The following is a 16,537-nucleotide window of genomic DNA, read 5'->3' as shown; positions in this document are numbered from 1 at the left end:
CACATGAATGCTAAGATAATTGCCAACGGAATACTCAGGGCCATAGCCATATTGGTCGGAATTGCACTTATTTGCTGGTTTTTCTTTAAAATACAATCCGTTTTGGCCTATTTGGCCATGGCTGCGGTGTTGGCCTTGCTGGGAAGGCCCATTGTTATGTTTTTAAGGAAAAAACTAAGGTTTCCCAACACCTTGGCCGTAGTGGCGACAATGGTGTTTATGATTTCTATTTTTTTGGGCATATTGGCACTCTTTATACCACTGATTTCCGAACAGAGCAAGAACTTATCGCTTTTGGACATTGAAGCGCTTAAAGGCAACCTAAATACACTTTATCTACAGACACTGGATTATTTTGGTGCCTCCACAGGTAGTTTTAATAATCTTTTGGATGAATCCCATATCGAAGAAAATGTTTTAAAAGAATTAGATCTCGGCTTTATCCCAAATTTTCTCAACTCCTTTGTAAATCTATTGAGCAATTTTAGTATCGGTTTGTTTTCTGTCCTCTTTATTTCGTTCTTTTTTTTAAAGGACAGTAAATTGATGCAAAATGGAATATTGACTTTTGTTCCGGATAACAAAGAAAGTAACTTGATAAAATCCATAGACAAGATCAACAATTTACTTTCCAGATATTTCGCAGGAATACTTTTACAGTTATTTATCCTCTTTGTAATTTACACGATTGCGCTGTTGATCGTTGGTGTCGAAAACGCCATTGTTATAGCATTTTTGTGTTCGCTGTTCAACATTATACCATACATAGGGCCCATTATTGGGGGAGCTGTTATGATCACCCTTACCATGACCAGTTTTATCGATGCCGATTTTAGTACAGTTATCTTACCAAAAGCACTCTATGTTTTACTTGGATTGACCATAGGTCAGCTCATCGACAATTTCTTTTCACAGCCCTTTATTTTTTCCACAAGCGTAAAGTCGCACCCTCTGGAAATTTTCCTCATTATTATAATAGCCGGTCTTCTATTTGGTGTGGTCGGCATGGTAATCGCCGTACCGGGGTACACCGCAATAAAGGTGATTTTAAAGGAGTTTTTAGCTGAATATTCCATAGTGAAGAAGTTGACTAAAAATTTATAGTATCACTTTGAATAAATTAATACTAAATACTGGTGCACAGGATTTTATAAGCAAAAATTTATTATCTGACATCATGTCAGTTTTACTATCAAAACCTATTTTTGAAGGTATTGGACAAAAAGAACTGGCTGAGCAGATCGAAGCCAAAAAGAAATGTAGGGAAAAGCTGCCCACTTGGTTTAATGCACCAAATATTTATTACCCGAACAAACTTAATATTGAACAGACCAGTTCGGAACTTACTGCAGAATACAAGTCGCAATTGGTCCATGGAAAATCTTTGATCGACCTTACGGGAGGCATGGGGGTCGACAGTTACTATTTTGTGCGAAAGGTCCTTAAGGTTTTTCATTGTGAAATAAATTTGGGATTGAGCACCATTGCTTCACATAATTTTAAAATATTAGGACAAAAAAATATTACTTGTATTCCCGAAGATGGGATCGATTTTTTAATGCGTTCCGATCATAATTTTGATTGGGCCTATATTGACCCTTCCCGAAGAAGTGATAAAAAAGGAAAGGTATTTTTACTTGAGGATTGCCTGCCAAATGTACCGGGCCATCTAGCTTCGATTTTTAAAAAAACGTCGAACATCCTTTTGAAGACTTCTCCGCTTTTGGATATAAAAATGGGAGTCCAAGCTTTGGGTTTTGTAAAGGATATCTTTGTTGTGGCCGTGCAAAACGATGTCAAAGAATTATTATTTGTTCTGGAAAAAGGATATTCGGGACCTATTCAAATTACTGCCGCGAATATAAAGCCCAACAAAATAGACGAGTTTACATTTTCTTTGGAATCGGAACCACTGACCAATTGCAATTATGCCTTGCCATCCATCTATTTGTACGAACCAAATGCAGCCATTTTAAAGTCAGGTGGGTTTAGGTCGGTAGCCCAAGCGCATGGTGTACATAAACTGCACGTGAACTCCCATTTATACAGCTCGGAAAACCTAGTGGAATTTCCCGGCAGACGGTTTAAGATCCAACAAGTATTGCCCTATTCCAAAAAAACATTGAAAACGCTTTCCTTCTCAAAGGCCAATATTACCATCCGAAACTTCCCCATTTCGGTAGCGGAAATCCGTAAAAAACACAAAATTAAAGAGGGTGGTGACCATTACCTTTTCTTTACCCAAGATCTGGAGGAAAATTTAATCGTTCTGGTCTGTTCCAAAATCTAATCTGGGCATTCCCATTTAAAATTGGCCACCTTATCGTTAGATGCCGCCGATAGATTATAGTGCCACCACTCTGTCCTAATGGACCAGAACCCATGAGCCTCCATGGTCTCTTTCAATAATTTACGGTTGTCGAGAATTTCTTGTGGCAAATCCATATTATCGTGATAGGCCTTTTTTCCAAAGTAATCAAAGTCGGTGCCCATATCTAGCTCCTTACCCTCCAAGTCCACCAGTGTGATGTCTACGGCACCTCCCTTGTTATGGATAGATCCCTTATCGGGGTTGGCAACGTATTGAGGGTTGGGAACAATCTCCCACATTTTGTATTGCACGGAATTGGGACGATAACAATCAAAAAACTTGATCTTTACCCCCTTCTCCATAAAATCCTTATTGGCTCTGATCAGAGCCTTTGCCGTTTTTGCACGGGTATAGCACTCAGGGCAATCGTACACTTTTGCTTTTAAAAAATTGTTCTCTGTGGCATAGCGCATGTCGTATGCAAAATCCTCACTAAAATCGGCAAGTCTTACAAAGGTGGTATCCGCTATCCCTTCAAATGTTTTTAAGGTGTTTTTTTTCTGCTCTACAATGGTGTCTTTTGGAATTGTATCCATTACAACCTCTGCATCCGATCGGGTTGAATCGTTCTTGGACACATTGGGTTGCTGCTTGCAGGCCCCAAGAATCAAAACACCCATAAAAATCCAGGAGTACTTCATTTATATCAATTTATCCGTTTTTGTTTGGTGAACCAAGTGTATAAAGAATCCGTGGTGTAGGCCCTGCTCCATGCATTGTGTCCTACTCCTTTGTAACGGGTATACCGTATATCTTGCCCCATGTTTCTCAATTTTTCCACCATCCTGTCAGATTCCTCGACCCCAATTACCTTATCCTCCTCTCCATGGAAAACCCAAATAGGCAAATCTCTATCTATCCAATGTGCATAAGGTACGGGCGCCATGCCACAAACTACCGCCATGGCCGCGAACTTTTCCGGATATTGTGTGGCCATTTCCCAAGCTGCACTTCCTCCACGGCTCAGACCGGTTAGGTAAATCCGTTTTTTGTCCACTCTATTGTTACTTGCCACAGAATCCATAAGTTGGACCACGGCTTGAGTATTCCACCATTTTTTAATGTGCGGGTTTTGCGGGGCCAAGACCAAAAATGGAAATTGCTTGCCCTCCGCCAACATTTTTGGGGGTCCGTTTTTCTTGATCTCACCTATATCCCTTCCCGATTCTCCTCCGCCATGTAAAAAAAGTAGTAGAGGGAACTCCTTATCGGAATCAAAATAGTCCTCTGGGTAGTATAAATAGTATTGTAGGTTTTCTACAGTAACGGCGTCCAGTTCGTCCTGAATTAAATGCGATTGTGCTGCGCACCCTTGCATTAAGAGCAGTAACATGGAACATACCGAAAATTTAAAAATGGACTTACACATTTCCGAAACAAGTTACAAAAGTTTATCCGCGATTTCTTTCCAACTATCGGCTCGTTCAAAATTCGACACATTTACATTGTGGGGCGAAGTAAACATTATGGACCTTCCGGAGAAGGGTGCAAGATTTTTACTCCGATCATCAATTAGCACATCGCCTTTTAACACATGCTTATCTCCACATAAAATTCGTTTTTGCCATGAAATAAATGGGAAGTGCTTATCCAACCAATCCGATTTTTCCCTTAGGGACTGCGGAAATTCCATAGCTGCGGATGCTATGTACACATCGTGTTTTTCACTCAAAGCTTTGAGTACCTCTTGGCTATCGGCGATAATACTTAAATCCTTAAAAAAACAATCCCTGTAGGTATGGTTCTTTATTGTTTGCTGATGCTCCTCGGGCACACATTGCCAAACTTCTTTGCCGAGGCAGTCCTCCGCCTTTAATTGAGCATTGAACTCTTTATTATAAATATCTATATGGGCTTGGTATGCATCTGCGATCACCTCGTCCATATCAACAAAAATGGTCATGCCATAATTTTTTGTGAAGTACGGTAATACTCTTCATATTTAAAAACCAAGTTTATCAATGTTTTGTTAAGAGGTGGGCATTGAACCAAAAATGTGTTTTTATTCTAGATAAGTTATTTTTCGCCTCATTTGAATAAATTAATTTTGTAACGCTATAGTCAACTTCACAGAAATACTATTTTAAAAAACTATGATGTTACCCAAAGGAAACTATCCTGAAAAAATATACGTAAATGGTGAAATTTTTTCATCTGAGAATGCCAAAATATCCGTGTTCGATCGTGGCTTTCTATTTGGAGATGGTATTTATGAGGTAATGATGCAGCTGGAAAATGGTATTTTTTACAAGAAAGCCCATTTTGACAGACTCCAGTCCAACCTTAATAAAATTGGCATCGACTATGCCGTAGAGGAGATTGAAAGTGAACTGGACAACCTAATATCGGCCTCGAGTTTAACGGATAAAACATGCTTGATCTACATACAGGTTACGCGAGGAATTGCTCCCCGAAAACACTCGTGCCCAAAAGGCGTTAGCGCAAGTGTAATGATGTATGCCCTGCCCTATTCGCTTCCGTTGGTCAACCCCACTCACATGAAATCCATACTAACTGCGGATTTTAGATGGCATCGATGCGATATAAAATCCACATCCCTGTTGGGCAATATTATGACCAATGAGTCTGCCGTGAGCGCCAATGCAAATGAAGCTACCTTGGTAAGACAGGGATTGGTCACCGAGGGGTCTCACAGCAATATATTTTTTGTGAAAGATGGCAAGGTAATCACGCATCCGGCCAACGAACATATCTTGGACGGCATTACCAGACGTATTGTTATCGGTCTTTGTAGGGATTTAAACCTTCCTGTAATCGAACAAGCTGTAGCCGAAACTGATATTGAACAAATGAACGAAGCCTTTTTTACGGGCACCACCACACAAGTAGCGTCCATTGCAGAATTGGGAAGGCATGTTTTTTATCGGAACGATCAAGTTGGCGAGGTTACCCGAAACCTACAAAGAGCTTTCTCCGAGCTAAGGAGCAGGGATACGGCACTTGTGGATTTATAAGGGACTTGTAACCTAAAAACTACTAATCTTAATATTTCCTTACGTACATTTCAAAGTATAATTTGAACACTTCCACTACTTTATATGCAAGAAAATTAAAATTCGGTTACAAAAGATTAAATTTGAGAGCAACGAATCTTAATAACATTTAACTGCATAAATGCTCCATAACGAAAATATCGAGAAAAAATATTTTATTATCCCTTTTCTCAATGCCATTTACCCCTTAGGTCCTGAATTAAAATCTTTTTTGCTTACCCATATTAAAACATGCATTTTCGACAAGAATGAAATTATAAGCAAAGCAGGTGATATTTGCGACAACCTCTACTTTATTAAAAAAGGTATGGTTCGTGGTTACTTTGAAATAGACTCGACCGACATCACCACGTGGGTGGACCTTGAGAATGAAATATTCACATCTATCACAGGTTTTTTTAGGAATGAAATTAGCCAGGAAAACATACAAAGCCTGGAAAAAACTTACTGCGACTATTTAACATTTGAAGATTACAAATATTGTTGCGACAATTTTCCGGAGATGCTCGAAATCAACCGAATATTAATGGAAGAATATTACATAATGGCGGAACAAAGGGTGTTTTTGGCCAGGATTCCCAATGCAGGTAAACGTCTGGACTTTTTTATGGATGTTTACAAGCCAAAGATAATAGATAGAATTCCTAAAAAGTACTTGGCTTCTTTTTTGGCCATGCGACCCGAAACCTTATCCAGGCTTATGAAAGAAAGAAACTGATCACCCTTTCTTTGTTTTTACGAAAACATCAATAACCTGTTCAACTTCATTGGTTCCATAGTTAGTTCGGTATTTGTTTCCCATAGGGGATTATTGCTTTTAAGTATTAATTATAACAATACATAGATTGGGTTCCTGAATTTTCTTTACCTGTCTCAAATACCTCCAACTCAATTCCGTTTATTGGAACAAGGGTTGACCTGGGAAAGTTTATGGCTTCTTTTGTTATTTTCATAATACTTTAAGTACTGATCCTTCTTTTCTAAAATTAATTGCATAGAACATTTAGCTCTTGATTATTGGATAATGATACAGTTGGTATATTTTGTCCGCTGGCAATTTGAATACAGCTTAATCCTGGATTTCTATCCACCTTTAATTCTATCAAATTTTGATTATTGCCTACGTCTAAATTTGTAAGCATATTACTGAATAGATGTAAGTGGGTTAAACTTTTGTTTTCACTAAGATCAATACTTTGCAACTGGTTGTCAGACACCAACAGGGTTTGTAGTTTTTTATTTGAAGAAATATCCAACGTAATAAGCTTATTTGTTGTTAGCAATACATTTGTAATGTTTATAGCTGCAGTAATATCTAGAAAAATTAAATCGTTGTTGCTGATATGAAGAATTTCTAAAGATGTATTGACCATAGTAAGTTCTTCAATATAATTAAAAGATAAATTGAGATTTTCCAACTTTTTTAACTTGGACAATCCAGTTATTGTAGTAAGCTGGTTAGCTGTTAAATCCAGTAATATTGTGTTTGTGTTTTTACTAACATCAATACTTGATAAATAGTTGCCGGCAAGATAAATTTCTTCTAAAAGTATATTATTTCCTAAATCTATTTGTTCAATGTTGTGTTGGTTCGCGACCAATCTTTTCAAGTTTGTGAATCCTTCAATGCCAGATAGATCAGAAATCGCACCGTACTCTAAATTTTCTAAATTCAATTCTTTGACAACTTCCGCATCCGACTTCAACATTTGCTTATTTACAACACCGTCAGTATCTATGCCTTTTGCTATTAATAATTTCTCAAAGCTCGCATCGGGTATTCTTAAGTACGTATTTGAGAATATGTCCTTGGTATCATCATCTCCAGAGCATGATGTACATAAGACCATTATCAATGTTGTGGTGTAAATTAGTATCGTGCGTGTTTTCATATTATGAATTGCTTTTATCTATTATTAGCTGTTCTATTTTTTTAAAATCTGTTGCATTTGGCACGTGTTTAGAACCTTTTAATAAAACAACTTCTTCTAAAGAAGGGAATATCTGCTTGGCTCTTTTTATCATTTTTTTACCGGGGAACATAATGTCCTGCTCTGCCGCAAAAATGGAGATGGGAGTTTTTATGTTCTTTGCCCGATTTTTAGAAATTACAGGTAGCGGCGAAAAGTCCATATTGCAGTTTTGAAATACCGTTGACATAAAGACCAATGCAAAACCATCATATTCGGAAAAAAGTGCGTCCATTACTTTTTTAATGTATGCCTGATTGTTTGTTTTGATGAATTTTTTTAATGGAATAAACATTTTCCATACATTAATAATGGGATTGCCGTTTACAATATAAACTGGTGCAATCAAGAACACTTGTTTGATCGGGGTTTGGTTATACTCCAATGCTTTTAACGCGATCAATCCCCCAAAGGAAAAACCTGCCAAGGTTACATTGGTCAACCGTAGTTTTATAATTACCTCAATAAGCCATTTACCGTAATCCAAAGACTTCATGTCCAATCTGGTCTCAGCGCTTTTATTGGGTTGTGCGAGCACATCTACTGCATACACACAATATTGTGATGCTAAACTAGGGAAGGAATCCAGAATCTGAGGGGCGCAGCCTCCCGTACCATGTATTAAAACAAGTGGTGGCAAGTTGGCGTCGCCGACACATACAACATTGGTCTTGCCAAACTTGGTGTCCACTAATTTTTCTGAATGACCGACATTGAGTTCTTGAAGTTTTCTGTTGTAGAGACTTAATATTTTTGATTTTCCCTCTGGTGATTTAAATAACATAACTTGTTCGTTTTTTAATGCTTTGACCGCGCTAAGCACGTGTTGATGATTTATGAATTTTTAATAACAATGTTCCCGACTTTACGACCTGTCTCCACGTATTGATGCGCGTATTTTATTTCGGAAAGTTTAAAAGTATTGTCAATATTGGTGTGTAGTTTTCCCTGTTCGAAAAATTGAACCAATTCCTCGAACAACCGTTTTAACTCCTTGGTCTTTTTTACGCCCGTTGCGGCAAACTTTACTTTCTTTGGACGCCATAACATATGCCATAGAACCTCCCCGTTCAATACCGGTGTCATAAAAAGACCATTGGAACCTATAAGGGTTTTAAAGGTTTTATACGATAATTTTCCAACAGTATCGTAAACAACATCGTATGTACAAGAAAGCTCGTCCAGTTTTACTTTGGTGTAATCCAATACTTCATCTGCTCCCAACGCCAGCACAAAATCAATGTTCTTTGCGCTACAGACTCCTGTAACCTTCGCTCCCATTATCTTTGCCAATTGTATGGCTGCACTTCCCAAGCTCCCCGAAGCACCATTGACCAAAACATGCTGACCCGATTTTATTTTGGCTATATCTTTTAGAAAGTTGTAGGAGGTTAAAAAACCATCGCAAATCGGAGCAGCTTCGGAATGGGATATTGATTTAGGCTTATGCGCAATTACCAAATCTTCTGACATACATAAATACTCTGCATTACTCCCTTCGCTAAACAATTTTTCGCCAAAAACGACACTGCCTATCCTAAATTTGGTGACTTGCGAACCTACAGCTTCCACAACTCCAGAAAACCCGGTGCCCAAAGCCGTATTTTTTGGCTTGATGAGTCCTAAAAATAATCTGCCAAATTTTGGGACTCCTTGGCGAATCATGGTATCGGCCCTAGTTACGGAAGATGCTTCGATTTTCACTAAAACCTCGTCTGGTTTTGGTGATGGTTTTTCTGTATCAACAATCTGGATAACTTCTGGCGCACCGTAGCGGGTAAAAATGGCTGCTTTCATAATTATGATTATATATAGCAAAATTGACGTTAATCAAGCTATTAAACGTTCGTGTTTTATAATCGGAACACTATTCTTCACATATAGGGAGAGCCGACCACATGAAAGACCAAATCCCAAACAACATGTACAATTATTGCTGCGAGCAAACCACGTTTCCAATATACCCAACCAAAAAAAGACCCTGTTATAAGGTTGCCTATCATCGTAGAACTAACGGAAACCAAGCTAAGACCAGAAAAGCTTTTTGATAATGGTAAATGGATTAAACCAAAAAATACCGCAGATACAATAATTCCCGTCCAAACCACGCTTATCGAAGGCGTTTTTGCTTTTCTAAAAAGCTGAATCAAGGCTACGACCAAAGACATTAAGCCAAACCGGAACATAATCTCTTCCGTAATTCCTGCTGAAAATGACACAATGGCGTAAAACGGTTTTGAAGGTCTTTCAATAATTATTTCCACAGGAAAATAAGCTCTTGTTACTTTATGGGCCATTAGTAATACAAGTGCCAGGACTACACTAAGACCGATCGGAAACAATAGCTTTTTAAAAAAATCTTGATATTTTATATCTGTTGTATCCGAAAAGATATTTTCTATTACCGGTGCTCCCAATTGTGCATTCTTAGCCAACCATAAGCCAATAAAAATCAAAACAACACCCAAAACAAGGCCATAAATACTTGTTTGAACTAAATCCGTAGCAATTGAATCCGATAGTGCTACGCTTGTATCACCAGCTTCGATTTTTAGTCTTTTTAATTCTCTGCTGAATGGAATGTTGAGAAGTGTTCCAATTATAAAAAGAATAACCACAACCGTTGCAGTTTGGATACGACTTCTCCTATTGGTTTGCATTTTCCTTTGCCAAAATAAATTCTTCAGATCTTTTGATCTGTTCTTCTAGGTCCCATTTAAAGTCTACCCGTTTACGTTTTAAGAATTCCGATATTGAATCCAGCCCCATCTCTGCCCTTCTTTTTTCTAAATTTTCCGGGTCCTTAATGGGCCACAAATTAAAACTCTGACTTTCTGGATAGTACTTCATTTGTTGGCCATATATTTGAAGTTCATTTTTATCGGTTGCTATCCGATCCACTGCTCTGACCAAAAAACGAGCTGACAGTTCTTTGTCCTTAACCGCCTTTCGCATTAGGGGCAAGTATTTTTCGCGCACTTCTAAACTAGAATGTTGTAATACATTACAAATAGTTAAGTTGCCCTGTTCACCAATTATTTCTTTACTCGGCCAGCCAATAGAATCTAAAATTTGTAAAACTTTTTTTTCGTTTTTATCATGGTTTTTATGATAAATCTCGTTTTGCTTTTTAAAGGCTTCTGATTCAAAACCTACTGCTCTACCAATAGAATCCCTTAATCGTATTGGTCCTTGCTCCGTTTGCCAAATAGTATCCAAAATAGCTATTAGGTTTTCTTGGGTCTCTTTTTTCGCCGATACTTCTTTGGACTTGGAGGTATTTGTGCATCCCATCACTAACAGTAAACTGGTCATTAAAATAAATTTCATTCTTTTAAAGGTTTTTATGAATATCACTATGCTTGGGTCTATATTTTAAAGTGTCGATATCCATAGTTAGTATATTCATATGCCCAAACCAAAATAATTTGGTTAGGGCATACTAGTTGAATATATAGATTACTTATAAATAGATTATTATTGGTGTTAGTACTTAAAACTCATTCAATGTAAGAACTATAACCAACTGAACCCTAATCCTATATTAAAGATGGCTGCATCTCTATGTGCATCTCCTTCTAAAGATACACGGCCCAAAACCAATTTGGACTGCACATTAAGTGCGAAGTTTCTCTTTTTATAAATTTCATAACCTGTACTTGCCATAACGGCACAACCAAAGTTCCAATCGTCATTTATATCCTCTTTAATATCATAAAGTGCTGGCGAATCTATGGCTAAACCAATTCCCCCATGTATCCACCAACGATCTTTTACCCAATATTGTACAGAGGGAATAAAACCTCCGAAATTCCTATCATTGTCCTGAAATTCGTAAATATTTCCTGGCATGGCGACGGTAATGGCGAAATTCTCATTTAACATGTGGCCAAGCTTTAGATCTGGAAAAACAAAGGTTCCCTGGGATTTGTCGAAAGTTTGAATACCAGCACTGTCTTCTATACTGATAATACCTCCACCCACTGCGAATTCGATGATAAAACCATCTCTTTGTGTTGTTGATTCTTGATATGTGTTTTGTGCATATGTTGTGCTTGATACCAATGCAAAAGCGGCACAAGCCATTCTTAATAAAATTTGTTTTTTGATTGTTTTCATTTTAATCGATGTCATAATTGTTCGTTTTTAGATTAATGATGTATTTATTGATAAATTATATTTTTTAATGACGATTTTCAAGTGAAAAGATAACTTTCGCATCCACCCAAAAGATATCTACGTTTTCAAAATCGTCTGAACCTACATTTCTACTGAAGAATAGGTATTTGCCATCTGGCGTTATACTTGCAGAGGCTTCCCAAGCATCAGTGTTTATTTTATCTCCCAAATTAATAGCATTACCCCAAGAACCATCGTTTTGTTTAAAACTGATATAAATATCAGAATCACCATAACCATCTTCCCTTATAGCATCGAACAATAAATAGGATTCATCTGGAGCTATAAAAGGATGACTTAAAAAAGTTCCTGTATTTATTGCTTTTGGCAAAGCTATTGGCTCTTCATGCTTTCCGTTTATCAGACGTGAATAGCGAATTGGAAACGTTGAATCATTTTCTTTATAAGTATCAAAGAAATATGTGCCATTTGTAGATGATGAAAGACGCATAATATACATTGAATCATTACTTACAGTAGGTGGTTCCAGCTTTTTTAATTCAGACCATCCTGATGCTGTTCTTTTTAAATAATTATCCCCTAAATGCATGGTTTCACCGTCTGGTGAAATTACTGGTCGTCCAATCCATGGAGATGCTATTTCTGATTTTTCCCATTCGCCGTTAGTGTCATTATATTTGTATTCGTAAAAGGCTGATGTTTTATTTTCCTCTCCTCTTCTAATAAAATAAAACGCCTTCATATCTTTTGAGAATGCACCATCGTACTCATAAATTTCAGTAGATACAAGACCTGGAGCGAATGGTATAGGCCTTAATCCTGGTGGTTTTTGACCAAGATAAATTCCTTCTAAACTTGCTTCTTTATTAACTTTTGAGTTTTGTTCTTTATGGTTACAAGCATTCAGAGCCAATGTTAATGCAGAGAATATTAAATAATGTATCGTTTTCATATATTAAGATTTTTGTTGAACTCCATATTCTAAAGCGGCCCCGATGGCAATCCCTAAAACAAACCATAATTGCATATTTGATGTTATATAGCCCACTATGGTTCCAAGAACAATTCCAATTCCCAGTTTTACGCCTTTTTTACTTTTTTTAGGTTCCATCTTTTCCATGGTTTGTTTTTTCTTGATATCCATTATTAAACAAAGCAACGTTTCACTTTTAAATAGTAAAAGGAAAAGTACAGGGACGTCAAAAATGAGGTTTAAGTGCAATTACAAACCAAATCATTGCCCTTTTACAATAAATTGCTTTTTCTAAGTCCCAAATATTCATTGAAATTATTTTTGGAAGACTTCGGTTTCTTATCAGTCTTTATTTATTCTATATCGTTTCTTAATTTCATACTTTTCAAATAATGCCTTGATCCATTGATTCATGATCCCTTCATCTATTTAAGGTTCTACGGAATAATTAATCTGCAAACTGTACGCGTATCAACGGACTGTTGATTAAGCTTACCAGTGTTTTCACATTCATATGAAAACTTGATGCCGCCCTTTCTGAGAATTTTTTGAGTTCCGAGATTTTTCCTTGATCGTAATACACACCGTTCAACAACACTCCTTTGATGCTTTTTGTATTTTTAATATCATCTAAAGGATTTTTATCCAATAAGACCAGATCCGCCTTTTTGCCTATTTCAATGGTTCCGTAATCCTTCTCTACGTTTGAAAAAATTGCAGGAACTATGGTTGCACTTTGCAAAGCTTCTACATTTGATAAACCGCATGAGGTTAATTCGTAGAGTTCATTGTGTAAACTAAAACCTGCAAATACATAACTATCGGTAATAACATCGGTACCTGCCATGATGGGCACACCCAATTTATGGGCCATAGCCACTTGTTTTTTCGAAGCTTCATAAAACTGTTCGCTTACATTGACTCCTTCATTTTCGATATTCTTTTCTTTGTTGTTGTCTACATCATATTGCCACCAGAGTTTTTTTCTAACCTTAGTTATGTATTTTAAATTTTCATTGTTAGTAAAACTATCTTTATGTGCCAATGCTTCAAACTTTAAGGTCTGTAAAGTTGGGACCCAGTAGGTTTTATTGTTACGCATTACAACCATTAACTCCTTTGCTCGAACACTGTCAAACTGCTTGACCATCTTTTTTTTGGATCTAGAGAAATAATCTTTCCAATTATTGGGGTTTTTTAGACTATCGGCTTCGGGAAAACACTCGTACAAAAAAATGCGTCCATGTTCAAAACTCCTTTGGCCAGAGTCCACAGCTTCTTCCAAACTAAGAAACATGGGTTTATGGCCGGCTATATGTAAACCATAGATAGGTGCTTTTTTAGCCAGATCTAAATAAATGTCTTTTGGTAACTGCGCATAAATCTTTATAAAATCTACCTTTTCGTTTTTATAAAATTGTAACAGGGAGTCTACTTGTAAACGGTTCTTCAGTTTAAAAAAATTGGGGGAATTTTCCGGTATTGCTTTTTCACCATCCATTTGATAACTGCTTTGCAATACGTACCTGGGCGAGACCCTAGTGTTATTCTCCAGTTCTTTATTCCACTGTAAACGCTCCTTACTGCCCACCCAATAGCTATCTTTCTCATTCAATTGGCCAGACATATCCCGTACGCCCGTAACGCCATTTGCAATGTAAAGCGGATGGTGCAACCATTCAGAGTGTTGGTTGGAATGGGTGTGCATATCCCATAATCCAGGTATTAAATATTTACCGGTGCCATCTATACGCAATGAATTATCAATGGGTTTAAATGGTACGCTATCTATTCTTGTTATTCTGGAACTTTCTATCAGTACAAATTGATTGTAGGCAGTTTTACCTGTTTCAACATCAACAATATTTATATTATTGATCATTGTTTTAGTATAAACTCTTGGTGTTGGCAATACCGATGTGGGCCACAAGTAAGCACCGGTGATCGTTATGATCGACAGCAATACAAGTACCGCAACTGTTTTAACTAAGTATTTGAGCTTTTTTTTCAAAATTGATTTCCATTGTTACATGGCAATACTAGCTCTAAACGATAAAGTAAAAGTTCCAGATTATAAATCCGAACCAATTTACCGATGGGATTTTAGATAGGCATTAGGTGTTACACCTTCTATTTTTTTGAAGAATGTGTTGAAAACCGTTTTAGAGTTAAACCCACTATCATAAGCTATCGCCATTATGGTCAACCCTTTGTTTTCCTCGAGAAGAATACGCTCTTTAAACTCGTTTATCCTAAAAGTATTGATGTACTCTGAGAAGTTTTTCTGAAACCCCAAGTTCAATAGTTGAGAAACATAATTGGCAGGAAGGTCTAAATAAGATGCCAAATCTTTTAATGATAGGTCTGGATTTAAATACAGCTTATAGTCCATCATAATTTGTTTTAACTCTTTGCTGTACCTAGTAACTTCGTTAGTATCCAGTAAGGCTTGTTTGTATTTTTTTTTCTGCTTGTAATTTACATTGTCAGGAATTGCCCTTAGCATAATATCCTTATAATGTTGGTTGTTTTTAAAAGACTTGAGAACAGGGGATGGATTTAACAATAAAACTAAAGGTAAATGGTTGTTAAAGGCTTCTTTTACATATTCCAAAACCTTGTCTTCATTCTCCAATAAAGCATAAACCAGAATTAGGAAAATCAGTGCTTTTTCAACAAGGTCGGATGTTAGGTAACTTTCCAGTTCTTTTATACCATCATCACATTTGGTCCTTTCGCCAAGAACGGCATAGCACATGGTTTTACCTCCTAATTTAGTAAGGTCTTTTATAGAAATGCCCGATAGTGTATTAAAGTAGCTTAAAGCTTCAATCGGCTTGCCCGATAACAATAAACTATTTCCAATATAAATAGGTGGAAAAGGTAAATTAGGGTTTAATTCCAATGCCTTTTCCAAGTAGCGCTTTGCTTTGTCATAATCTTCCTGTAGATAATACAGAAACCCCTTGTAATGATGGTTTATTGAAGAAAAAGGATCCAATTCCAACGCTTTATCTATATAATTTTGGGCAGGACCTAATTTGCCCTCAACAGTTAATAAATTTGAAATGGTCAGGTAAATTTCATCCGTAGGTTGCGTCTCCAAAGCTTTATTTGCATGTTCGTACGCTTTTTTTAGGTTCCAATTTTGCCAACATTCTATCCAGGCCAAATTTAATTGTACTCTAGATGAATTAGGACTTAGGGACCTTGCTTTTTCAAAAAAGGACTGTGCCTTTTGAAAAGCTTCAAATGCTGGCAATAATCCCATGGTTCCCATAAAAGTATAGGCCTGATTAATATCTAAATAAGGGTTTACAAAGTTTGGTGATCTCTCTATAATGCTTTTAAAAATTTCGATGGCCTTTAATGAACTATCATAATCCAATTTCATTAAATAATACCTACCTTTTAAATATTCTCTGTAAACAGGTACAGGGACCTCGTAACGCTCAATTAGTTTATCTTCAATTTCGAGATGACCGATATGCTCGCGTAATTTTTCAGCAATAAAATGACTTATTTCTTCTTGTATCTCGAATACATCTTCCGGGTTTCTATCAAAGACCTCCGACCAAAAATGAAAGTCCTCCAAAGTATCGATCATTTGCACCGTAATGCGCATTTTTCTCTTGGATGTTCGTACACTGCCCTCGATAAAAGTCGCCACATTTAGCTTCTCCCTTATCTTTTCCACGGTAACTGTCTTATTTTTAAAATAAAATGAGGATGTACGTGAGGTAACGGAAAGCTGTTTGATTTTTGCCAATGCATTGATGATCTCCTCCGTTAATCCGTCGCAGAAATATTCATTGTTAATATCATTGCTCATGTTAACAAAGGGTAGGACTGCAATGGATTTTTTGTTCATTTTATGTAATGACTAAACTTGGTTTGTTGGATCTTTAGTTACTTCTGCCAAATAAATTGATTCCCCTCTTTTAAAACAACGGCAATTGCTACAACCCAATCGTGGTTTTTAGAGTGATTGTTTTATTATGCTGATGTCAAAACTTCCAAGGCAGCCCATTGGACTATGGCCTTATCCTTTTTAACGTCTTAAAATTAA

Annotated in this window: 17 protein-coding genes; 4 read left to right on the top strand and 13 right to left on the bottom strand. The window is 36.9% G+C overall.

What is annotated here, in order from left to right; genetic code table 11:
• Positions 1-3 precede the first annotated feature (3 nt).
• Both AB9K32_RS03705 and AB9K32_RS03700 read left to right on the top strand, forming a co-directional pair.
• Complete coding sequence (locus AB9K32_RS03705) at positions 4-1,104, top strand: AI-2E family transporter (RefSeq protein WP_369884394.1); 1,101 nt, start codon at positions 4-6, stop codon at positions 1,102-1,104.
• A 73-nt stretch (positions 1,105-1,177) separates the two neighbouring features.
• The gene (locus AB9K32_RS03700) at positions 1,178-2,290 is read left to right on the top strand and encodes a class I SAM-dependent methyltransferase (RefSeq protein ID WP_313777772.1); all 1,113 of its coding nucleotides are present in this window, start codon (positions 1,178-1,180) and stop codon (positions 2,288-2,290) included.
• Here AB9K32_RS03700 and AB9K32_RS03695 read toward each other — a convergent pair.
• The 3 genes from AB9K32_RS03695 to AB9K32_RS03685 are packed head-to-tail and all read right to left on the bottom strand — an operon-like array spanning position 2,287 to position 4,274.
• Positions 2,287-3,012 (bottom strand): M15 family metallopeptidase, encoded by a 726-nt coding sequence (locus tag AB9K32_RS03695; protein WP_369884393.1) that lies wholly within the window; start codon positions 3,010-3,012, stop codon positions 2,287-2,289. The two genes, AB9K32_RS03700 and AB9K32_RS03695, sit on opposite strands and share 4 nt — an antisense overlap.
• Positions 3,013-3,017: 5 nt before the next feature.
• Positions 3,018-3,704 carry a PHB depolymerase family esterase gene (locus AB9K32_RS03690; RefSeq protein ID WP_252079545.1) on the bottom strand — a complete coding sequence of 229 codons (687 nt, stop codon included), beginning with the start codon at positions 3,702-3,704 and terminating at the stop codon, positions 3,018-3,020.
• 48 nt (positions 3,705-3,752) lie between these two features.
• Positions 3,753-4,274 (bottom strand): 5'(3')-deoxyribonucleotidase, encoded by a 522-nt coding sequence (locus tag AB9K32_RS03685; protein WP_369884392.1) that lies wholly within the window; start codon positions 4,272-4,274, stop codon positions 3,753-3,755.
• A 190-nt stretch (positions 4,275-4,464) separates the two neighbouring features.
• Between AB9K32_RS03685 and AB9K32_RS03680 the strand changes: the two genes are divergently transcribed.
• Together AB9K32_RS03680 and AB9K32_RS03675 are read left to right on the top strand one after the other, a co-directional pair.
• Complete coding sequence (locus AB9K32_RS03680; RefSeq protein ID WP_369884391.1) at positions 4,465-5,346, top strand: aminotransferase class IV; 882 nt, start codon at positions 4,465-4,467, stop codon at positions 5,344-5,346.
• A 160-nt stretch (positions 5,347-5,506) separates the two neighbouring features.
• A complete protein-coding gene (locus tag AB9K32_RS03675; RefSeq protein WP_338194590.1) occupies positions 5,507-6,103 on the top strand; it encodes a Crp/Fnr family transcriptional regulator in 597 nt (198 codons plus the stop codon).
• 268 nt (positions 6,104-6,371) lie between these two features.
• On the opposite strand, the gene AB9K32_RS03670 is transcribed toward AB9K32_RS03675, so the two are convergent.
• The 10 genes from AB9K32_RS03670 to AB9K32_RS03625 form a co-directional block, all read right to left on the bottom strand.
• On the bottom strand, positions 6,372-7,277 hold the full coding sequence (locus AB9K32_RS03670) for a hypothetical protein (RefSeq protein WP_369884390.1): 906 nt from the start codon (positions 7,275-7,277) through the stop codon (positions 6,372-6,374).
• A 1-nt stretch (position 7,278) separates the two neighbouring features.
• Positions 7,279-8,139 carry an alpha/beta fold hydrolase gene (locus AB9K32_RS03665; RefSeq protein WP_252079537.1) on the bottom strand — a complete coding sequence of 287 codons (861 nt, stop codon included), beginning with the start codon at positions 8,137-8,139 and terminating at the stop codon, positions 7,279-7,281.
• Positions 8,140-8,189: 50 nt separating this feature from the next.
• A complete protein-coding gene (locus AB9K32_RS03660) occupies positions 8,190-9,152 on the bottom strand; it encodes an NAD(P)-dependent alcohol dehydrogenase (protein WP_369884389.1) in 963 nt (320 codons plus the stop codon).
• A 77-nt stretch (positions 9,153-9,229) separates the two neighbouring features.
• Positions 9,230-10,015, bottom strand: coding sequence for a CPBP family intramembrane glutamic endopeptidase (locus AB9K32_RS03655; protein WP_369884388.1), 786 nt, complete (start codon positions 10,013-10,015; stop codon positions 9,230-9,232).
• A complete protein-coding gene (locus AB9K32_RS03650; protein ID WP_369884387.1) occupies positions 10,002-10,685 on the bottom strand; it encodes a DUF6624 domain-containing protein in 684 nt (227 codons plus the stop codon). Before AB9K32_RS03650 ends, AB9K32_RS03655 begins: the two co-directional genes overlap by 14 nt.
• Before the next feature lie 186 nt (positions 10,686-10,871).
• Positions 10,872-11,474, bottom strand: coding sequence for a hypothetical protein (locus tag AB9K32_RS03645; RefSeq protein WP_369884386.1), 603 nt, complete (start codon positions 11,472-11,474; stop codon positions 10,872-10,874).
• A 64-nt stretch (positions 11,475-11,538) separates the two neighbouring features.
• On the bottom strand, positions 11,539-12,447 hold the full coding sequence (locus tag AB9K32_RS03640; protein ID WP_369884385.1) for a hypothetical protein: 909 nt from the start codon (positions 12,445-12,447) through the stop codon (positions 11,539-11,541).
• Between the two features lie 3 nt (positions 12,448-12,450).
• Positions 12,451-12,606 (bottom strand): hypothetical protein, encoded by a 156-nt coding sequence (locus AB9K32_RS03635; RefSeq protein ID WP_224837137.1) that lies wholly within the window; start codon positions 12,604-12,606, stop codon positions 12,451-12,453.
• A gap of 310 nt (positions 12,607-12,916) precedes the next feature.
• Positions 12,917-14,350 (bottom strand): amidohydrolase family protein, encoded by a 1,434-nt coding sequence (locus AB9K32_RS03630; protein WP_369884384.1) that lies wholly within the window; start codon positions 14,348-14,350, stop codon positions 12,917-12,919.
• Positions 14,351-14,557: 207 nt separating this feature from the next.
• Positions 14,558-16,300 (bottom strand): tetratricopeptide repeat protein, encoded by a 1,743-nt coding sequence (locus tag AB9K32_RS03625; RefSeq protein ID WP_369884383.1) that lies wholly within the window; start codon positions 16,298-16,300, stop codon positions 14,558-14,560.
• Between the last annotated feature and the right edge of the window lie 237 nt (positions 16,301-16,537).

This window comes from Allomuricauda sp. XS_ASV26 (assembly GCF_041224615.1).
In the GTDB taxonomy this organism is placed as follows: Bacteria; Bacteroidota; Bacteroidia; order Flavobacteriales; family Flavobacteriaceae; genus Flagellimonas; species Flagellimonas alginolytica.
This window is presented reverse-complemented; position numbering and strand designations above follow the sequence as displayed.

What these genes read in the sequence shown, in the direction of transcription:
- AB9K32_RS03705 (WP_369884394.1), top strand. Translation starts at nt 4, where the DNA reads ATGAATGCTAAGATAATTGCCAACGGAATACTCAGGGCCATAGCCATA.
- AB9K32_RS03700 (WP_313777772.1), top strand. Translation starts at nt 1,178, where the DNA reads ATGTCAGTTTTACTATCAAAACCTATTTTTGAAGGTATTGGACAAAAA.
- AB9K32_RS03695 (WP_369884393.1), bottom strand. Translation starts at nt 3,012, where the DNA reads ATGAAGTACTCCTGGATTTTTATGGGTGTTTTGATTCTTGGGGCCTGC.
- AB9K32_RS03690 (WP_252079545.1), bottom strand. Translation starts at nt 3,704, where the DNA reads ATGTTACTGCTCTTAATGCAAGGGTGCGCAGCACAATCGCATTTAATT.
- AB9K32_RS03685 (WP_369884392.1), bottom strand. Translation starts at nt 4,274, where the DNA reads ATGACCATTTTTGTTGATATGGACGAGGTGATCGCAGATGCATACCAA.
- AB9K32_RS03680 (WP_369884391.1), top strand. Translation starts at nt 4,465, where the DNA reads ATGATGTTACCCAAAGGAAACTATCCTGAAAAAATATACGTAAATGGT.
- AB9K32_RS03675 (WP_338194590.1), top strand. Translation starts at nt 5,507, where the DNA reads ATGCTCCATAACGAAAATATCGAGAAAAAATATTTTATTATCCCTTTT.
- AB9K32_RS03670 (WP_369884390.1), bottom strand. Translation starts at nt 7,277, where the DNA reads ATGAAAACACGCACGATACTAATTTACACCACAACATTGATAATGGTC.
- AB9K32_RS03665 (WP_252079537.1), bottom strand. Translation starts at nt 8,139, where the DNA reads ATGTTATTTAAATCACCAGAGGGAAAATCAAAAATATTAAGTCTCTAC.
- AB9K32_RS03660 (WP_369884389.1), bottom strand. Translation starts at nt 9,152, where the DNA reads ATGAAAGCAGCCATTTTTACCCGCTACGGTGCGCCAGAAGTTATCCAG.
- AB9K32_RS03655 (WP_369884388.1), bottom strand. Translation starts at nt 10,015, where the DNA reads ATGCAAACCAATAGGAGAAGTCGTATCCAAACTGCAACGGTTGTGGTT.
- AB9K32_RS03650 (WP_369884387.1), bottom strand. Translation starts at nt 10,685, where the DNA reads ATGAAATTTATTTTAATGACCAGTTTACTGTTAGTGATGGGATGCACA.
- AB9K32_RS03645 (WP_369884386.1), bottom strand. Translation starts at nt 11,474, where the DNA reads ATGAAAACAATCAAAAAACAAATTTTATTAAGAATGGCTTGTGCCGCT.
- AB9K32_RS03640 (WP_369884385.1), bottom strand. Translation starts at nt 12,447, where the DNA reads ATGAAAACGATACATTATTTAATATTCTCTGCATTAACATTGGCTCTG.
- AB9K32_RS03635 (WP_224837137.1), bottom strand. Translation starts at nt 12,606, where the DNA reads ATGGAACCTAAAAAAAGTAAAAAAGGCGTAAAACTGGGAATTGGAATT.
- AB9K32_RS03630 (WP_369884384.1), bottom strand. Translation starts at nt 14,350, where the DNA reads ATGATCAATAATATAAATATTGTTGATGTTGAAACAGGTAAAACTGCC.
- AB9K32_RS03625 (WP_369884383.1), bottom strand. Translation starts at nt 16,300, where the DNA reads ATGAGCAATGATATTAACAATGAATATTTCTGCGACGGATTAACGGAG.